Origin of the sequence: Streptococcus sp. 27098_8_73, assembly GCF_041432495.1 — a bacterium.
Classification (GTDB): Bacteria; Bacillota; Bacilli; order Lactobacillales; family Streptococcaceae; genus Streptococcus.
Map to the genome: position 1 here is coordinate 1 of NZ_JAPVZT010000005.1, position 17,421 is coordinate 17,421.

Genomic DNA, 17,421 nt, shown 5'->3' on the forward strand with positions numbered 1-17,421 from the left:
CTGCGGGGTTGCAGTTGACTTGTAAACAACCGCATAAACACCTAGCTGATCTGTCATGTACTCGACATAATGACCTTTTTGCTGGAAGGATACCGCATCAAGCTGATTAGCTACTGTCATAAAGAAGACATTTTCAACATCTTTATTAGATGCAACTGGAAGGCTGACAAAGACCTTGCCCTTAGGCTGAACAGCTTTGCCAAATTGGTCTTCTAGTCTAATGTCATAAGCATCGTAGAGCTTACCTTCTAGGCTTTGAGCTGCCACTTTCTTAACCTTCAAGGCCACAACTTGATCAAGCGTAGACTTCATGCCAATCACTTGAACCTTGGTAGCTTCATCCGTCAAGATACGCAAATTATTTTCTGGCTTAGATGGTTTAGATGGCTCTACAGGCTTCTCTGGTGTAGTTGGTTTGTTTGGTTTTTCTTCCTTGCTTCCAACTTCCACAATCTGATCAACGGGATCTTTAGAAACGAAGCTATCGCGAGTCACTCGACCAGTTTCCTGACCATTTTCAATCGCGACTTCCACAAGCGTGGTCTTCTCACCAACCTTGCCTTCTTGGACAACTTTTCGGGTGCCCTTCGGCAATTGAGCATTTTCACGTTCGACGGTATTAAAGCCAACCTCTTCAGTCACCACATCCAAGCGTGGCTGCTCGACAACCAGATTCTTAACGCCTTCAGCTGGAGTGATTTGCTCGACTGGCTTGCCAACTTCCACAATCTGGTCCACTGGGGTTTTGGAAACGAAGCTATCACGAGTCACTCGACCGCTTTCCTTGCCATTCTCAATCGTCACTTCAACAAGCGTGGTCTTCTCACCGGCCTTGCCTTCTTGGACAACTTTTCGGGTGCCCTTAGGCAATTGTGGATTTTCGCGCTCAACGGTGTTGAACGGTAGAGCTTCAGTTACCACATCCAAGCGTGGCTGCTCGACAACCAGATTCTTAACGCCTTCTGCTGGTGTAACCTGCTCAGCTGGCTTGCCAACTTCCACAATCTTGTCGACTGGGGTTTTGGAAACGAAGCTGTCACGAGTCACACGGCCAGTTTCTTGACCATTTTCGATGGTCACTTCGACAAGCGTGGTCTTCTCGCCGTTCTTGCCTTCTTGGACAACTTTTCGGATGCCCTTCGGCAATTGTGGATTTTCACGTTCGACGGTATTAAACGGTAGAACTTCTGTCACGATATCAAGTCGTGGTTGCTCGACAACCAGATTCTTAAGACCTTGATCTGGTGTTACTTGCTCAACTGGCTTGCCAACTTCCACAATCTTATCAACTGCGTCTTTGGAAACGAAACTATCGCGAGTCACTCGACCAGTTTCTTGACCATTTTCGATGGTCACTTCGACAAGTGTGGTCTTCTCACCATCCTTGCCTTCTTGGACAACTTTTCGGATGCCCTTAGGCAATTGAGCACTTTCATGTTCAACAGTATTAAACGATAGAACTTCTGTCACAATATCCAAGCGTGGCTGTTCGACAACTGGAATCTTAACGCCTTCGTCTGGAGTCGTCTTGTGAACTGGCGGTGTAGCTGGTGTATCTTCTAAACTATTGAGATAAGTTGTAAATTCTGCCAAGCGAGTTGGAGTTAACAAGTGGTTATTTGTCACGTAAGCAGCCACCTGCAAGAACTCTTCTACTGCTTCACGATTAGCCTGGCTTGTCAATGTTTTAGCACGCGCAAGAGCCTTATCATAAGCACTTGTGTCCAGAGCAGCCTCGCTTGTTGTTGGTAGATTAAAGACTAGTTCCGCCGCTGATTGGTATTCATTTTCGCTATCGCCATAAGTCTGAGTACCTGTCAAGACAATCTTCTTAGCCTTGATAACCCGACCAAAGTCAATAGTTTTAGTTGCTGCATTATTTGGCCAATTATTGGCTGAGAAACGGTGTTCTTGACCTGCTTCATCCGTTACCACCAGAGTTAGATTTTTGAGATTACCATTTGATCCTGAAGAACGTGGTACATAAGTCAAACCTGTCAAATCAGTTGGTTCTCTCAAGACCATAGTAGCCGGTTTATTAGCACCACCACCAGACCACGGTGTATGCCACAGGCTAGAGCGGTTACCATCAAAGGCTTTAGCTAACTCTTCTCCTGGCTGAGCAGGTGCTTCCAGAGATTCAAAGTCTGCTGCTTTGAGGGAAGTCTTCTTCTCTACCAAGGCAGCCTTGAGGTGATCCACTGCAGCGATTGCCTGTCTAGCAGCATCAACTGAGATGTCATCATCCTGCTGAGTCAGATTATAAACCGCATCTTTCAACGCATTCATAGACTCAGTAGTGTAATTCGTTCTGGCAACTAGTGGCAGGTAGTTGTTCACTGCTTCGTCAATCAGCATCTTACCTGTCAGCTCGACTTCTTCAATTTGTAGACGATCCATTACAAAGTCATTGTAGCCACGGAAGTTTGCATCTCCGCCTGCATCGCCATTTGTATTGCCACCTCTAGCAGTAGAATAGATACCAATCCAAGTATTGCCATCTGGCGCTCCCGTAACGAGGAAGGTCGCTCTTTTGGCTTTTTGAGAGCCTTTCCAAGTGTTTGGTAGCTCATGCACTTGTGCATTGCCCAAATCACTAGTCCATTGGTTACCTGCCTGCTTCCAAGTTACTTCACCATTGCCGCTGACAAAGGCGTAAGTGCCATCAGAGCCCGCTTCGTAGTCAAAGGTTACTCGATAAGTCTTACCTGCTTCAAAGCGGAAGTTTTGCGGAATAGTTTGGTAAACCATGCGTTGACGGCTAACTAAACCATTGGTCTTGAGTGACCAGTCGCCCTCGATAACATCATCAATCTTCTTACCATTCCAGCCACGTTGTGTATATGGTGCGTTCTTTTCTGATAAGTGAGTCCGATTGTCCTCAACACCTTCGATACCACCGATAACAAATGGGAAGATCCCTTGACCGACATTTTCAAAGTTCTGTTTGAAGACACCTTTTTGGTTATCATGACCACCGGCATACATTGTAGAATTATTCTCAAAGACTCGAATTTCATCAAAGTAAGTTGCTTTTTCACCTGCTTCACGGCTCAGGGTCAGGGTCACATTGGACACGTCATCACCTGTCGTGAAGTAAACATACATATTTTGGAAATAGCTGGCATTATCCACTGTCGCATTGCTACGATTTGTATTGTGAGCATATGCCTTAACATAGTTTTGAGCAATAGATTTATTAGTATAGTTGGTGATTGTCTTACCACCTGATTGGACTGTGATACTTGCCTTAGCATCACTTCTATTATCCACTCCGACATAAGCAGCATACTTAGTATTTGGCTTGAGACCCGTTAATTTCTGAGTCAGAGTCACAGTACTTGTATTGTTTTGAATACGGAGCATATCATTGGCACCCTGTGACTTGACAATCTCAGCCTTAGACTTGTCGCCTGTAATTGTCCAATGATCCAGCTTGCCACTGTTGAAGCCTTGATCATAGATATGCATTCCTTCGCTCCAAGATATTTCCTTGTTGACCTGTCTTGTACGATAGAGAACGTATGGCTGATTTGCCAAAAGATCCAGCGTCAGCTGATTATTCGTCACTGTCAGCTCTTGCTCTTCAACCTTACCTTGGTCGGTCAGCTTATAGAGGTAAACCTTATCATTCCAATCACTCGGCAGGGTCCAAGTTGTCTGGCCTGCTTTTGTATTGTAATAATACATCTTTTCTTGAGCTTTTTCCAGCTTATTACCGTTGGCATCCCAATTCCATGGTACTAGATAAGCTGAGCCGTCTTGAATCACGCGACCATTAAGTGTAACTGTTCTCTCACGGTAGCCTGGATTTGCCACATCGTTTGATTTACGGCGAATAGTAACTTGATTGTTGTCCTTGTCTGTCAGACCTATTTCCATTTCTGGTGTCCACTTGTAGCTACCGCCATTATCATTCATGGTAACCGGATTACCATTCTTCCATGTTGTGACAGTGAAGTGTTGGAAATACTTGGTCATGACATCATGAGCAAAGAGGTTGGTCACGTAGCCATTGTAGTCACTCCGTCCTTGCCAGCCCTCAAAATCCTTCATGCTGTAACCACCAAGCAGCGGATAGTTGGCTGCGCCGCCATAGGACGGATAGTCACCAATCCAAGAATCTTTTTGGTGGTTGCGGATAAAGCGGACAATGCTACTGTTAATCCCCTTGTTGGTATAGCCACCATAGGTCAAGTCAGCTGCCCAGTGCTGGAAGGTAGAGTCGTACTCACCTCCATGTCCCCACTCAATCGCAAAGCGCCAGCCCTGTTGGTTGATTTCTTTTGCCAAGACATGAGTTGCCCAAGCACCATTATCACCTGACTGACCATTACCCCAAACATCGACATAGATAAAGTCTAACCCTTCGCCAAGTTTTTCTTTCAAATCTTGCCAGCGTTTGAGTCGACCATGAGCGAGGTCATAGGCAGCATCAATATTGATACCTTGGTCAAGCCAGTTCCAGCCATAGCTATAGCTACCGTCAGGATTCTTGCGTAGGATTTCCTCTTTGAAATATTTGGATTCTGGATAGGTTTCTGATGCGTTGACGTGGATACCGATGTGAGCACCATATTCCTTAGCCTTGGCGATCAGAGTTTTGAAATCTTCAACTCCACCGATTCGTTTACCAATATCTGCATAGTTCAAGTGACCTGAGTCATGCCCTTCATTTCCATATCCCTTCAAGAGGACACCTTGGCCAAGTCCATCGGTATGAAGATTGATTTTCTTAATACCATCCAGAGTCATCAGGAATGGATTTTGAGCTTGAGAGCCAAAGTTCATGGCAATCCGATAAGCGGTAATGTCTTTAACCTTTTCCCAGCCTTGCGGGTTGTTCATGATTTGACGATAAGCTACAGCAGCATCCTGCCAGTCTACTTGATTATCCTTGTTGGCATCTTCGGTCACGACCACCTTAGCACTTGGCAATTCCAAAGTATAATCTGGGTAAACAATTCCTTTATATTCTTTTTGCCATTGCCATGGTGAGCTCTTGATTGCGACATAGTTAGCGTTACCCACTGTTTGCTTGTAAGCAGTCAAGCGTGTAAAATCGTTTGATCCACCGCCAAAGCTGTTTTGAGAGTTACTCCATACACCAGCCGCCAGCTTGTCTGTTGAGACAAATCCGTACATGTAGCCCTTGCGCAAATCCGACATCGGATTGGTCACATTGATATGGTCATCTCCGCTGACATGGGTATTGTTGGACATGGTCGCTCCATCAAACTTAGCACCTGCCTGCTCGCTAGATACAGATACTAAAGCATTATCTGCAAAGTTGATAGAAGAAATTAATTTTCTAACATCATCGACTGGCTTACCATCCTCGACTTGATTGTGGTTGACGATTCTTGTCACATCAAAGTGCAACTGGTTGTCCACTACTTTCAAGCGAACGGTCATTTCTGCATCAATCAAATGCTCTGGATCCTTCAAGACCAAATCATACTCAGCTGTCTGCTCATCAACCTTGCGGTAAGTCACTTTCGGCTTGATAGCATGTGAGTTAATAGTGACTTGATCCAGCTGTTTGACTTGACCTGTCAGTGTGTGCTTGTTGACTGTGTAGCTCTTGACACGCGGGAAGGCCTTATCAATCAGAACTTCCATCGTTGCTGAGTGAATCTTATCATAAGTGACTTTAGAGTCATCTACAGCAGGACCTGTTTCCTTTTCTCCTGTCGGCTGAGTTGGGGTCATGCCTTCTTGGTTATCTGTCTTTATCAAAACAGAAGTCAGTTCAGTGCCCTGATAAGTACCGGCCTTGACCAAAATCTTGCGCTCATTCTTGAGATTTTCCTTGACTGCAGCTGGTAAGGTCACTGTATTAAAGAGTTGCTCGCCATTATTGGTCGCATTGAGCTGACCATCTGCTTTCAGAGTTACCACCAAGTTATTGGTTGAACCTTTTTTCGGTGCTGGTACACGAGTTTGGCGATACCAAGCACTATTGCCATTGCCTGGCGTTTTATATTCCCAGAACCAGCCTTCTTTGTCATAACCGACAAAGACATTGTTTGATGTATCTTTATATTTCATAAAGACACCAAAGCGACCATGGTTTGTTTCAGAATTTTCTACAAAAGTTAAGTTTACGCTAGCATTTCCTTCTTGATCTACCTGCAAGCCTTCTTTCTGGAAGAGGGCTGGGTTTTGGTTGTTATCATGAGTAGATTTTGAGGAGAGCTGATTATAGCGTACACCGTTCTTCTCAACCGTAGTGACTATTCCATGCTGCTCTGTTGTTCCGACAGGAGTCCACTCAGCTGTCTTCTTAGCTGCAAATCTTGCAACTAAATCAGGATCTGGAACTGTTGGTGTTGGTGCAATATAAGGTGTGACTGCTTCTGGAGCCGAACCTGCGGCTGGAAGTCTCGTTCCGATTACAGAAACAGCCAAATTATGAATACTTTCGATGTTGCCTGATTTTATCTTAGTAATCTTCTGACCAGCCGAATCATCATCTGCGTAAAACAGGAGTGTCTTACTGTCTGCCTGAGTAACAAAGGTAGCTTCCTTGCCGTTTTCTAGCTCAAATACTGGCGCTTCATTGACAATCACTTCGTGATCAAAACGCAGGGCAACGAGTCCTTCTTCTGTGTGTTTCGCGCTGACTACCTTAGCCTCTGTCGGATAAACACTGTTTTTCAGTAAGAAATCCCAGTTAAACTTCTTGAAGGAGAGAGTATAGTCATTTTTATTCCCTTCCGCTCCTTCATAGAGCAAGCCAAACTCTTGATCATTGATTTGTTGCAGAGAGTTGTAGGCAAATTTTCCTTTATTGATTTCCCGATGAGCAATCCAAGTCAGATTGCCAGCCTGATCCACTCTGGCAACTCGAACATGACCATTATTTCTGCCAGGCCCGCTTGCATTCGCCAAAATCACATATTCTTGTCCATCTTTGACTGTTCTAATCGCTGACATTTGTACATAGACATCAGGCACATCTTTGTAGCGTTTCACTTCAGGAAGCCAAGTAGCACCTCCATCTTCACTGGTTGCAACTTGCAGGTCTCGCGTCAATCCACGCATGAACATTTTTAGCTGGCCGTTTGCTAACTGCACGATGGTTGCTTCAGTGTTTTGAGCCGAAGGATGATTCATGGTGCTGGATTGAATCTCTGTATTATTCACTCTGCGACCATCATTAACTGCTGCTCCAGAATGCCAAGTTTGTCCATTATCATCTGAATAGATAACCCGAGAAGACTGAGAACCATGTAAATGGGAAGATTCGTTAGTCGAATAAGTCGGAATAACTAAACGTCCCTTGTGCGAACCTGTATGAAGACGAATGCCTGTACCAGGGCCGACCCCGTAGAACTTCATCCAGTTTTCCTTGACCATAGGAGTGATATCACGCGGAGCAGACCAAGTCAGTCCATCATCCTTACTCACTGATGTCCATAGATAGCTAGTCCGAGCGACACGGAAAGGCGAATCTTTCTTAGTCGTGAAATAAATATTATCAATCAGGCGATCTCCGTCATAAAGGTCACCTTTATCTCGATAGTCTTTTTCCTGTGGATTGACCACTACACGATAGGTTGTCGCTGCACCGTTTGCATCATAGACTGTTCCATTTTCACGAATTGTATATTTTTGACCATTTTCGTGATAAAGAATCTGATAAACCTTACCATCAACCGTTGTATAGGCTTCTTCGTTTTTAGCAGGTAGGTCAAAGACAGCCCGCCCTTCTGTAAACATATCATAGATGGCATGAATGGTTCCGTCTTTATCCTGAACCATAGCCACATCAATTGTTACAGGAGAGCCCTGATTCGAATCCGTTGCTTTGGGATTATTGCGCAAATTGACAATCGTCTTTTCTGGCCCCCAAGTCTGGCCGCCATCTGTACTACGGCGAATAACTGTGCCGATATCCCCCCAGTCTGACGCATGCAAGCGGCGCTGATCCGCAGCTGCAATCAAGGTGCCTTTCTGAGTCTTTAACAAGGCTGGGATTCGATAGCTTTTAATTCCTTGACTATTAGCCTGACCGCCAGCTCCACTCTCAAATACATCTGCCTTTTCACTCAGGGAGGCACCAGGAGCTAGCTGTCCTTCGAGTTCTTTCCGTTTTAAAATTTGGCTACGCTGAGCTACTTCCTCTGGCGAAAGAGCGCGGTCATAAATAGTTAGATTTCGAACGGCAAACGTTCCTGGCCAATGGTTTTGCTTACCACGCACTGTAGCACCCAGCTGCATGTTGGTCAAATCCGGCATGTCACTCAGGAATTTCCCTGACTGATAGCTGGTTCTTGATAGAACCCCATTGACATAGAGGCGCACGCGACCCTCTGGCGAATCTGGTTTTAGTCTTTCTACTGTATAGGTGATGGAGTTCCACTGACCAGCATTGACTTTCAGAGGGGCATTGTTATAATTTTCATAGAATTGCTGCCCATTGCGATCACGACCTTCGACAACTGCTGTTCCATTATTGACCGCAAGAGTAAAGTATTCGTTGACATGCGAGGAGCTAGAAGCAGAGAATACACTATAAAACTTTGGTGAGTTTGCATCTGGCTTAAACTCCAAATGAACCGTTGCATTCTTTAATTTTTTTACTTTATCTAGCTCGCTGGATAGATCCTCTTTGGCGTGATCTGTTTTGTTAATCGTAATATCTTCTTTTTCCAAGACAGGCTTGACATTCTTTAAAGAACGGGAATAATAGTCTCTTTCAACCGTTTCTTCTGTCTCAGCAGTTGCATCAGAAGGTTTTTCTAAAGTGGTACCTGTATCTGTTGATGGAGATACGGGTGTAGCTACATTTTCTGTAGATACTGGTGCAGTAGCAGTTGCTGCTGCAGGCTTATCCTCGTTTTCTACTTTCCCATTTACCTCAGAAGATGTTGTCTCTCCCGTAACTTCAGTAGCAGGAGGTGCCACACTTGGTTGAGATACCGCAACTACTCCTGCTGGGCTAGTTGTTGTATCTGCTAGACTGTCAGCCGATACTTGATTGACCCCAAACAAGATTGCTCCGATTATAACAGAGCAAACACCTAAAGTTAGCTTGCGAATCCCAAACTTACATCTTTTATCAAATAAATCTCTATCCATTTGACAACCACCAATAGTAAGCGTTTACAATAAACCTTAAAATTTTTAGGCTGTTATAAACCCCTTCTATCCCTTTCTTATTTTATGTTAATATACTCTTTTTTAATATATCAAATATTTTAAGAAGTGTCAAATTATTTTACAGTAGAAATGTAGATTATTCTTAGAAGAAAGATAGAAAAATCCATTTGAAATCTACAATCAATACTAGCTGCTAACTTCAAATGGATCATATTATTTAAATCATACTAATGCTCACTTTGCCAGTGCGATAATCAAAGACAATTCCTGATTGGACATTTGGGACAAAAACATTGAATTCCAAACTTCCATCGCTGGACTTAGCTTCTAAATGCGAGCCAGAGGACACCAGATCATTTTCTGAAGCATAGATCAAGGTGACACGATAGCGGACTCGCTTATTCTGGTCCAAGGCACGACGAATCTGAGTTTCATAGTAATTCTGCCCTGTCGAGTTATCTTTATTGGCCTGATTGGCCCAAGCTGTCTGGACTGCGATATTGGCTGGATTGCTAGTAGAGGCGTCGAATCCCTTTAAGCCACCGATTAGAGAGTAAGCTAAAAGATGCCCGCGATCCACTGCATGGTTGTATTCACCTGATAGATGTTTGACTTGGTGCCAACCAGCAGGAACCCAAGAAGTGGAAGCATTTCCCGTTTCTTCACGCGATTTATATTGGCGGGTAGATTTGGCAAGCAAGGCATTGGCAACTGTTGGAACCGTCTGCCCCTGAACCATCTTCGTTTTATTATCTGCATAAGGCGCACTCGACACTTTGGCATCTAAGTTCGTTTGATTCCCATTGATGATGAAGGCGCCAGTCCCATTCCACTCGATTTTTCCACCAAGTTGAGAACGCACTGAGTCTGTGAGAACACTCTCAGCCAGCGCTTGATCTGGTGTGCTGGTATCCCTATTTTGACTAATGGCTGACGATGTATTTACCGCTGGTGACTGATTGCCATTTCCAAAAAAGTAGGCTCCCAGTGATAAAGTCAGAGCAACCAGAAGCCCAGCTATCGTCTGAGTAGATTTAGTGCTCTTTTTTTGTAATTTCTTTTTTGGCATCTTTCCATTTCCATTTAAAAGGACTGCACAAAATTCTGCACAGTCGGTAAATTAGTGAACACTCTCGGCAGATCAATGTCCAGTGAACTTAGAAACAAGTTCATGCCAAGTATCTAGCGATAAGATAGACCAAGGATTTTCTGCATTTCCAATCACGCCATATCCGATAACCAGACCAAGACAAAAAATGATAAAAGCAACTACCAGCACCAAGGCAATGATGCCTAGTTGTCTAGCCAAATATTTCCAATTTTCACTCATCATCTTCTTCCTTTACGCGTTTGATGTTGGCACCAAGAGCTGCCAGCTTTTCATGAAATTTATAGTAGCCACGATCCAAATGGACTAACTTGCTAACCTTTGTTTCCCCTTCAGCAATCAAGCCCATCAAAATCAAGGTCGCACTAGCTCGGAGATCTGTCGACATGACTTCTGCTCCTTGCAAGCTGCTACCACCCCAAATCCGAGCGGTATCCCGCATAATATCGGAGTGAAGACCCATCCGTCGCATCTCTTCTAAGTGCTGGAAGCGGTTTTCAAAGACCGTCTCAACCATGACAGACTCTCCTTGGGCTATCGCCATCAAGGCAGTAAACTGAGCCTGCATATCGGTTGGGAAACCTGGATAAGGCAAGGTTTTGACAGAAACAGCTTTTAACTTTGAAACATCTGAGCGGACGCGAATTCCTTCATCTTCTTCCGTCACTTCTACTCTCATTTCTTGCATCTTTGACAGAAGCGGACGATTATGCTCCCAAATCGCATCCTCAATCAGCAAATCACCACCCGTCATAGCAGCGGCAACCATAAATGTACCAGCTTCGATACGGTCTTGCACGACATTGTGCTCAGCTCCATGAAGTTTTTCAACACCGATAATTGTTATATTCTCCGTTCCTGCTCCTCTGACTTTAGCGCCCATTTTATTTAACAATAAAGCCAAGTCGACAATTTCAGGTTCTCGAGCAGCATTTTCAATAACAGTGGTACCTTGAGCTAAAGTTGCCGCCATCATAATATTCTGTGTCGCACCAACACTTGGGAAGTCCATGTAAATATGCGCCCCCATCAAGCGGTCTGCCTTGGCTTCAATGTATCCAGCAGTCTGCGTAATCTGAGCACCCATTGCCTCCAAGCCCTTCAAATGAAGGTCGATAGGCCGGCTACCAATCGTACAACCGCCCGGCATGGACACTTTAGCATGCCCATTACGAGCAAGAATGGGACCCAATACAACAATCGAAGCCCGCATCTTGCTGACATACTTATAAGGAGCCTCTTCTGTCAATGGTTTAGTCGCATCTACAACTACAGTATTTTCATCTTGGTCAAAGTCTACCTGCGTATTCAAGCCGCGAACAACATTGTTCATGGTAAAAACATCCGAAAGGACTGGCACATTTTTAAGAGTTGTTTTTCCCTCACTGGCTAAAACAGTTGCTGCCAACAACGGCAACACCGCATTTTTAGCTCCTTCAATCTTAACTCTACCAACCAGACGGTTATTTCCACCCTGAATAATAATTTTTTCCATACTAACTAGTTACTCCAAATCTTAAAAATTCATCCTACTATCATACCATAAAATCAAGATTCTGACCTTATAAAGTTCCATTAAAGATTGCCCGACTCATATCATAAATACCGATAAAAAATAGGCTAGCCATGTAGCCCAAGGCAATACTTAGCAATAAAATCAAAAAACGAATTTTGATGGCATTATCAGCATTTACTTTTAAAAATTTTTCCCAACTGACCACTGTCGCCAAAAGGTGAAAAGACACAAAAATAAAGAGCAGATGACTGCATAATCGAAATATTAATTCTATCATAGATTTTATTATACCATAAGAAAAGCTGTTTCTAGCGAAAAGGAGTATGGGACAATAAAAAAGAATGGAAATTCCATTCTTTTTTCATTACATTCTTGTTCCAACGTTAATACGGTTGATGGCACGCTGGAGGGCGATTTTAGCGCGTCGCTCTTGGTCAATCAAATGCTTGTCTTGGGCTTCTTCGATCTCTTTCTCAGCACGCAGCTTAGCTCGCTCGGCACGGCTGATATCAATATCACGCTCACGCTCAGCTGAGTCCGCGATAATGGTAATCACATTATCAGCAATTTCTATGATGCCACCGTTGACCGCAATCCAGTCAATATGCTTGTCATCATCAATTCTGCGTACCTTGACTTGATCCACTTCCAAAACAGCAATTGTATTGATATGGCGAGGCAAAATCCCCATTTCTCCGTCAATCGTTTTTACGGAAACAAATGCAGCACGGTGGTCATAAATCAGACCATCCGGTGTAACGATTTGTACTGTCATTTGAGCCATCATTCACCTCTTAGAATCCCATTTTTTCAGCTTTAGCGATGACATCCTCAATCGAACCGACACCACGGAAGGCATCTTCTGGTAACTTATCATACTTGCCTTCGAGGATCTCTTTAAAGCCACGAACTGTCTCAGCTACAGGCACATAAGATCCTGGCTGGCCAGTAAATTGCTCCGCAACGTTGAAGTTTTGAGACAGGAAGAATTGAATCCGACGCGCACGCGCAACCAAAGTCTTTTCTTCATCTGACAACTCATCCATACCTAGGATGGCAATGATATCCTGCAATTCATGATAACGTTGCAATACGCGTTTCACTTCGGCAGCTACTGCATAGTGCTCTTCACCAACAATCTCAGGAGAAAGAGCTCGAGAGCTTGAAGCAAGTGGATCCACGGCTGGATAAATCCCCAATTGAACCAATTTACGTTCCAAGTTGGTTGTAGAGTCCAAGTGGGCAAAAGCCGTTGCTGGAGCTGGGTCAGTATAGTCATCGGCTGGCACGTAGATGGCCTGGATCGAGGTTACAGAACCCTTCTTAGTCGATGTGATACGCTCTTGCAATTGCCCCATTTCTGTCGCAAGTGTTGGTTGGTAACCAACGGCTGATGGCATCCGACCCAAAAGGGCAGAAACTTCAGAACCTGCCTGCGTGAAACGGAAGATGTTGTCGATGAAGAGCAAGACATCTTGACCTTCCACATCACGGAAGTATTCTGCAATCGTCAAACCAGTCAAAGCAACTCGCATACGTGCTCCTGGTGGTTCATTCATCTGACCGAAGACCATAGCTGTTTTCTCGATAACGCCGGATTCCTTCATTTCCCAGTAAAGGTCATTCCCTTCACGGGTACGTTCCCCAACACCAGTAAATACAGAAATACCACCGTGTTCTTGGGCAATGTTATGGATCAATTCTTGAATCAGGACGGTCTTACCAACTCCGGCACCACCGAAGAGTCCGACTTTACCACCTTTCAGATAAGGTGCTAACAGGTCGATAACCTTGATACCTGTTTCTAAGATTTCTGATGAAGTAGACAACTCATCAAAGGTTGGAGCTTTTTTATGGATTGGTTGACGCTCTGCATCATCCGCAAAAGGAGCATCCAAGTCAATGGTATCTCCCAAAACGTTAAAGACGCGACCAAGTGTTTCTTTGCCGACTGGCACAGAAATTGGACGGCCAGTATCTAGCACTTCCATGCCACGAGTCAACCCATCCGTTGATTCCATAGCGATGGTCCGAACCACTCCATCACCAAGCTCAAGAGCTACTTCAAGGACGATTTTTGATTTTTTTTCGTCATTTTTATAGACTACAAGTGCATTATTGATCTCAGGTAGCTTGTCGCCAGCTGCAAACGCTACATCTACAACCGGTCCGATAACCTGAGTAATTTTGCCTGAGCTCATTCTTTTCTCCTCTTTATACTATTTATTTTCTGTGACACTATTCCAGTGCACTTGCACCCGCCACAATTTCAGTAATTTCCTGCGTGATAGCTGCTTGTCTAGCACGGTTATACTGAATGGTCAAATCATTGATAACTTTTTTAGCGTTATCCGTTGCTGTCTGCATGGCTGTCATACCAGCAGCATTTTCAGCAGTTTTTGCGTCAATAATCGCTCCATAAATCATACTTTCAGCAAACTGAGGCAAGAGCTGATCTAAAATCGCGTTTCGGCTGGATTCTAATTCTAGATTGAGGATATAGTTCTCATCCGCTTCACTAGGATCCAAGTCGACGATTGGCAACATTTGCTCTACCCGCATCTGACTGGTCAAACTGTTGACATGGTGGTTATAACACACATAAAGTTCATCAAAAAGCTCATTCTGATACATTTCAATGGTCTTGGAAATGATTTTCCGAACTTCATCAAAACTCGGATGATTAGCCAAGCCGCGCAATTCATAAATCGGCTGAATGCCTCGTGCGCGGAAGAAATCCGCTCCCATTCCTCCGATCGAAATAATGACATAGTCATCCTTTTCGTGGTATTCAGAAATCAATTCCATCATGGATTTGAGGATGGTTGCGTTGTAGCCACCGACCAAACCACGATCAGACGTAATGACGATATAAGCCGTTTTCTGAACTGGTCTGCTCTTTAGCAGTGGATGGTGGCTAACATTTTCTTCCTCATGACCATGCAAAAGGTCGGTCAAGAGTTTTCGAACCTTAGAAGCATAAACCTGGAAGTTTTTTGCTGCTTCTTCGGACTTTCCCAACTTAGATGCAGAAACCATCTGCATCGCATTAGTGATTTGACTGGTGTTTTTTGTGGATGCAATTTTATTTTTTATATCATTTAATGAAACTGCCATCTGACACCTCTATTCTTATTTGAAGTTAGACTGATTTATAAATTCAGTAATAGCGGCATCCAGCACTTCTTCGCTCGGCAAATCTTTTGTCTGACGAATGGTTTCATAAATATCTTCATGATGAGCGTCAAAGTAAGCAAAAATCTCTGCTTCAAACCGAAGAATCTCATCTACTGGTACTGCATCAAGGAAGCCGTGAGTCAACGCATAGAGGATCACAACTTGCTTTTCAACTGGCAGTGGCTCATGAACTGGCTGTTTCAATACTTCTACTGTACGGCGTCCACGGTTCAACTTAGCCTGGGTTGCTGCATCGAGGTCACTACCAAATTTGGTAAAGGCTTCCAACTCACGATATGAAGCAAGGTCAATACGCAGGGTTCCTGCAACCTTCTTCATGGCCTTGATTTGTGCAGATCCACCTACCCGAGATACAGAAGAACCAGCGTCAATAGCTGGACGAATCCCTGCATTAAAGAGACCATCTCCAAGGAAGATTTGTCCATCTGTAATTGAAATTACGTTGGTTGCAATATAAGCTGAGATATCTCCTGCCTGCGTTTCGATGAATGGCAATGCGGTGATTGATCCACCACCAAGCTCATCAGAAACTTTAGCTGAACGTTCAAGCAGACGGCTGTGAAGGTAGAAGACATCCCCTGGGAAGGCTTCACGACCCGGCGGACGGCGAAGCAAGAGAGAAAGTTCACGATAGGCTACCGCTTGTTTTGACAAGTCATCATAAACAATGAGGACGTGCTTGCCATTGTACATAAATTCTTCAGCCATTGCTACACCGGCATAAGGAGCCAAGAAAAGCAATGGAGAAGGCTGAGAAGCTGACGCTGTTACCACGATAGTATAATCCAAGGCTCCATACTGACGGAGAGTTTCCACTTGTGTACGGACAGTAGATTCCTTTTGACCAATGGCAACATAGATACAGATCATATCCTGCCCTTTTTGGTTGAGGATAGCATCGATGGCAATACTAGTTTTACCAGTCTGACGGTCACCGATAATCAATTCCCGTTGGCCGCGACCAATTGGTACAAGGGCATCAATAGCTTTCAAACCTGTTTGCAATGGTTCTGATACAGACTTCCGTTGCATAACTCCTGGAGCTGGTGCTTCTACAGGGCGTGTTTTAGTTGTAGCAAGCTCACCTAAGCCGTCAACAGGACGACCAAGTGGATCTACGACACGACCAATCAAAGCATCTCCGACAGGAACTTCCATGATTTTACCCGTGCGGCGAATCGTATCGCCCTCACGAATATCTGTAAAATCACCCAAGATAATGATTCCGACATCGGTTGACTCCAAGTTTTGGGCCATACCATAAGAACCATTTTCAAAAATCAAGAGCTCGCCACTCATGGCATTATCAAGACCGTGGGCACGAGCGATTCCATCACCAATATAAGTGACGACCCCAGTTTCTGTGACGTCAAAATTTGGCTGGAAATTTTCAATTTGTTGCTTAATTAAAGCGCTGATTTCTTGTGCGTTAATCGCCAAAATTCACACCACTTTCTATTTCAAATTTTCTTTTACGAGTTGTAATTGACGTTTTATACTTGCATCAATTGTCTTATTATTGGCTGAAATGACGAAGCCACCAATCAGGCTAGCATCTAATTTCTGCTTGAGCGAGCGAACCTTAAGGCCCATTTTTTGCTCAATCATTGGTTTCAATCTTTCTTTTTGACTGTCTGTCAATGCTTGAACAGATTTAACCGTCACTTCAAATTCATTGCTTTGTTTCTCAATCTGATGCTGAATTTCTACCAACATATCGTAGAACAAATCTGCTCGATGATTGAGAATAACGACTTCGATAAAGTTATCAATCAGCTGTGAATCTGAGTTTTGGAAAAGTCGAAGAGCCTTCTCCTTCTCTCCCTCATCAACGCCAATATGTGATAAAAAGTCAGCAAGATTTGTTTCCTCAAACACGGCCCTAATTTGGCTTAGTTTTTCAAAAACATCTTGTTGCTGACCTTTTTCAAATACTAATTGAACAAAAGGCAAGGTATATTTTTCAATTACCGCATAGTGCTTTTTGTCCATTAAGCATCTCCTAATTTATCAATATAACGATCAATAAGCTCACTGTGTGCTTTTGTATCAAGCTGCTGGCTCAAGATCTTACTTGCAAGACTTACTGTTAGGTCAGCCACATCGTCTTTAATGCTATTCAAGGCTTCTGCCTTGCTTTGAGCAATTTCCTGATTGGCTTTTGCTTTCAAACGTCCAGCTTCTTCAGCTGCATCCGCTAAAATTCCAGCCTTATTTTTTTCAGCTGTTTCCTTAGCATGTTCGATAATCGTCGTTGCTTCCTGACGACTTCCTGCTAATTCATTCTCACGTTTTTGCGCAAGTTCCTCAGCCTTTTTACGGGCTGACTCAGCCCCGTCAATATCATCCGTAATCTTTTTAGAACGTTCTTCTAAGATACTGGTAATATTGCCCCAGGCAAACTTCTTTACTAAAAAAATTAATAAAAGGAAGGAACCAGCGATGAGAATAAAGTCACCAATAATGGCACCGATAGTTACGTGCATTCCTT

The 17,421-nt window shown here is 43.9% G+C and carries 11 protein-coding genes; all 11 read right to left on the reverse strand.

Annotation, left to right across the window (positions count from 1 at the left end):
- Positions 1-9,087 (reverse strand): SpGH101 family endo-alpha-N-acetylgalactosaminidase (locus O3651_RS04535; RefSeq protein WP_371609700.1); only part of this gene is annotated, 9,087 nt, incomplete at its 3' end.
- Between the two features lie 238 nt (positions 9,088-9,325).
- On the reverse strand, positions 9,326-10,177 hold the full coding sequence (locus O3651_RS04540) for a DNA/RNA non-specific endonuclease (protein ID WP_371609701.1): 852 nt from the start codon (positions 10,175-10,177) through the stop codon (positions 9,326-9,328).
- A gap of 72 nt (positions 10,178-10,249) precedes the next feature.
- On the reverse strand, positions 10,250-10,438 hold the full coding sequence (locus O3651_RS04545) for a DNA-directed RNA polymerase subunit beta (RefSeq protein ID WP_371609702.1): 189 nt from the start codon (positions 10,436-10,438) through the stop codon (positions 10,250-10,252).
- Complete coding sequence (gene murA, locus O3651_RS04550) at positions 10,431-11,711, reverse strand: UDP-N-acetylglucosamine 1-carboxyvinyltransferase (RefSeq protein ID WP_371609703.1); 1,281 nt, start codon at positions 11,709-11,711, stop codon at positions 10,431-10,433. The genes O3651_RS04545 and murA overlap by 8 nt, the downstream gene beginning before the upstream one ends.
- A gap of 67 nt (positions 11,712-11,778) precedes the next feature.
- Positions 11,779-12,009, reverse strand: a complete 231-nt coding sequence (locus tag O3651_RS04555; protein WP_371609704.1) for a DUF1146 family protein — start codon at positions 12,007-12,009, stop codon at positions 11,779-11,781.
- An 87-nt stretch (positions 12,010-12,096) separates the two neighbouring features.
- A complete protein-coding gene (locus O3651_RS04560; protein ID WP_005589741.1) occupies positions 12,097-12,519 on the reverse strand; it encodes a F0F1 ATP synthase subunit epsilon in 423 nt (140 codons plus the stop codon).
- 7 nt (positions 12,520-12,526) lie between these two features.
- On the reverse strand, positions 12,527-13,933 hold the full coding sequence (gene atpD / locus O3651_RS04565) for a F0F1 ATP synthase subunit beta (RefSeq protein ID WP_005589740.1): 1,407 nt from the start codon (positions 13,931-13,933) through the stop codon (positions 12,527-12,529).
- Between the two features lie 37 nt (positions 13,934-13,970).
- Positions 13,971-14,849, reverse strand: coding sequence for a F0F1 ATP synthase subunit gamma (locus tag O3651_RS04570; RefSeq protein ID WP_005589739.1), 879 nt, complete (start codon positions 14,847-14,849; stop codon positions 13,971-13,973).
- A gap of 15 nt (positions 14,850-14,864) precedes the next feature.
- On the reverse strand, positions 14,865-16,370 hold the full coding sequence (gene atpA, locus O3651_RS04575; RefSeq protein ID WP_045496794.1) for a F0F1 ATP synthase subunit alpha: 1,506 nt from the start codon (positions 16,368-16,370) through the stop codon (positions 14,865-14,867).
- 15 nt (positions 16,371-16,385) lie between these two features.
- Positions 16,386-16,922, reverse strand: a complete 537-nt coding sequence (locus tag O3651_RS04580) for a F0F1 ATP synthase subunit delta (protein ID WP_371609705.1) — start codon at positions 16,920-16,922, stop codon at positions 16,386-16,388.
- Positions 16,922-17,416, reverse strand: a complete 495-nt coding sequence (atpF, locus tag O3651_RS04585; protein WP_005589735.1) for a F0F1 ATP synthase subunit B — start codon at positions 17,414-17,416, stop codon at positions 16,922-16,924. The genes O3651_RS04580 and atpF overlap by 1 nt, the downstream gene beginning before the upstream one ends.
- Between the last annotated feature and the right edge of the window lie 5 nt (positions 17,417-17,421).

Coding starts and splice junctions, on each gene's coding strand:
- O3651_RS04570 (WP_005589739.1), bottom strand. CDS start 14,849: ATGGCAGTTTCATTAAATGATATAAAAAATAAAATTGCATCCACAAAA.
- O3651_RS04560 (WP_005589741.1), bottom strand. CDS start 12,519: ATGATGGCTCAAATGACAGTACAAATCGTTACACCGGATGGTCTGATT.
- murA (WP_371609703.1), bottom strand. CDS start 11,711: ATGGAAAAAATTATTATTCAGGGTGGAAATAACCGTCTGGTTGGTAGA.
- atpF (WP_005589735.1), bottom strand. CDS start 17,416: ATGCACGTAACTATCGGTGCCATTATTGGTGACTTTATTCTCATCGCT.
- O3651_RS04545 (WP_371609702.1), bottom strand. CDS start 10,438: ATGAGTGAAAATTGGAAATATTTGGCTAGACAACTAGGCATCATTGCC.
- atpD (WP_005589740.1), bottom strand. CDS start 13,933: ATGAGCTCAGGCAAAATTACTCAGGTTATCGGACCGGTTGTAGATGTA.
- O3651_RS04555 (WP_371609704.1), bottom strand. CDS start 12,009: ATGATAGAATTAATATTTCGATTATGCAGTCATCTGCTCTTTATTTTT.
- O3651_RS04540 (WP_371609701.1), bottom strand. CDS start 10,177: ATGCCAAAAAAGAAATTACAAAAAAAGAGCACTAAATCTACTCAGACG.
- O3651_RS04580 (WP_371609705.1), bottom strand. CDS start 16,922: ATGGACAAAAAGCACTATGCGGTAATTGAAAAATATACCTTGCCTTTT.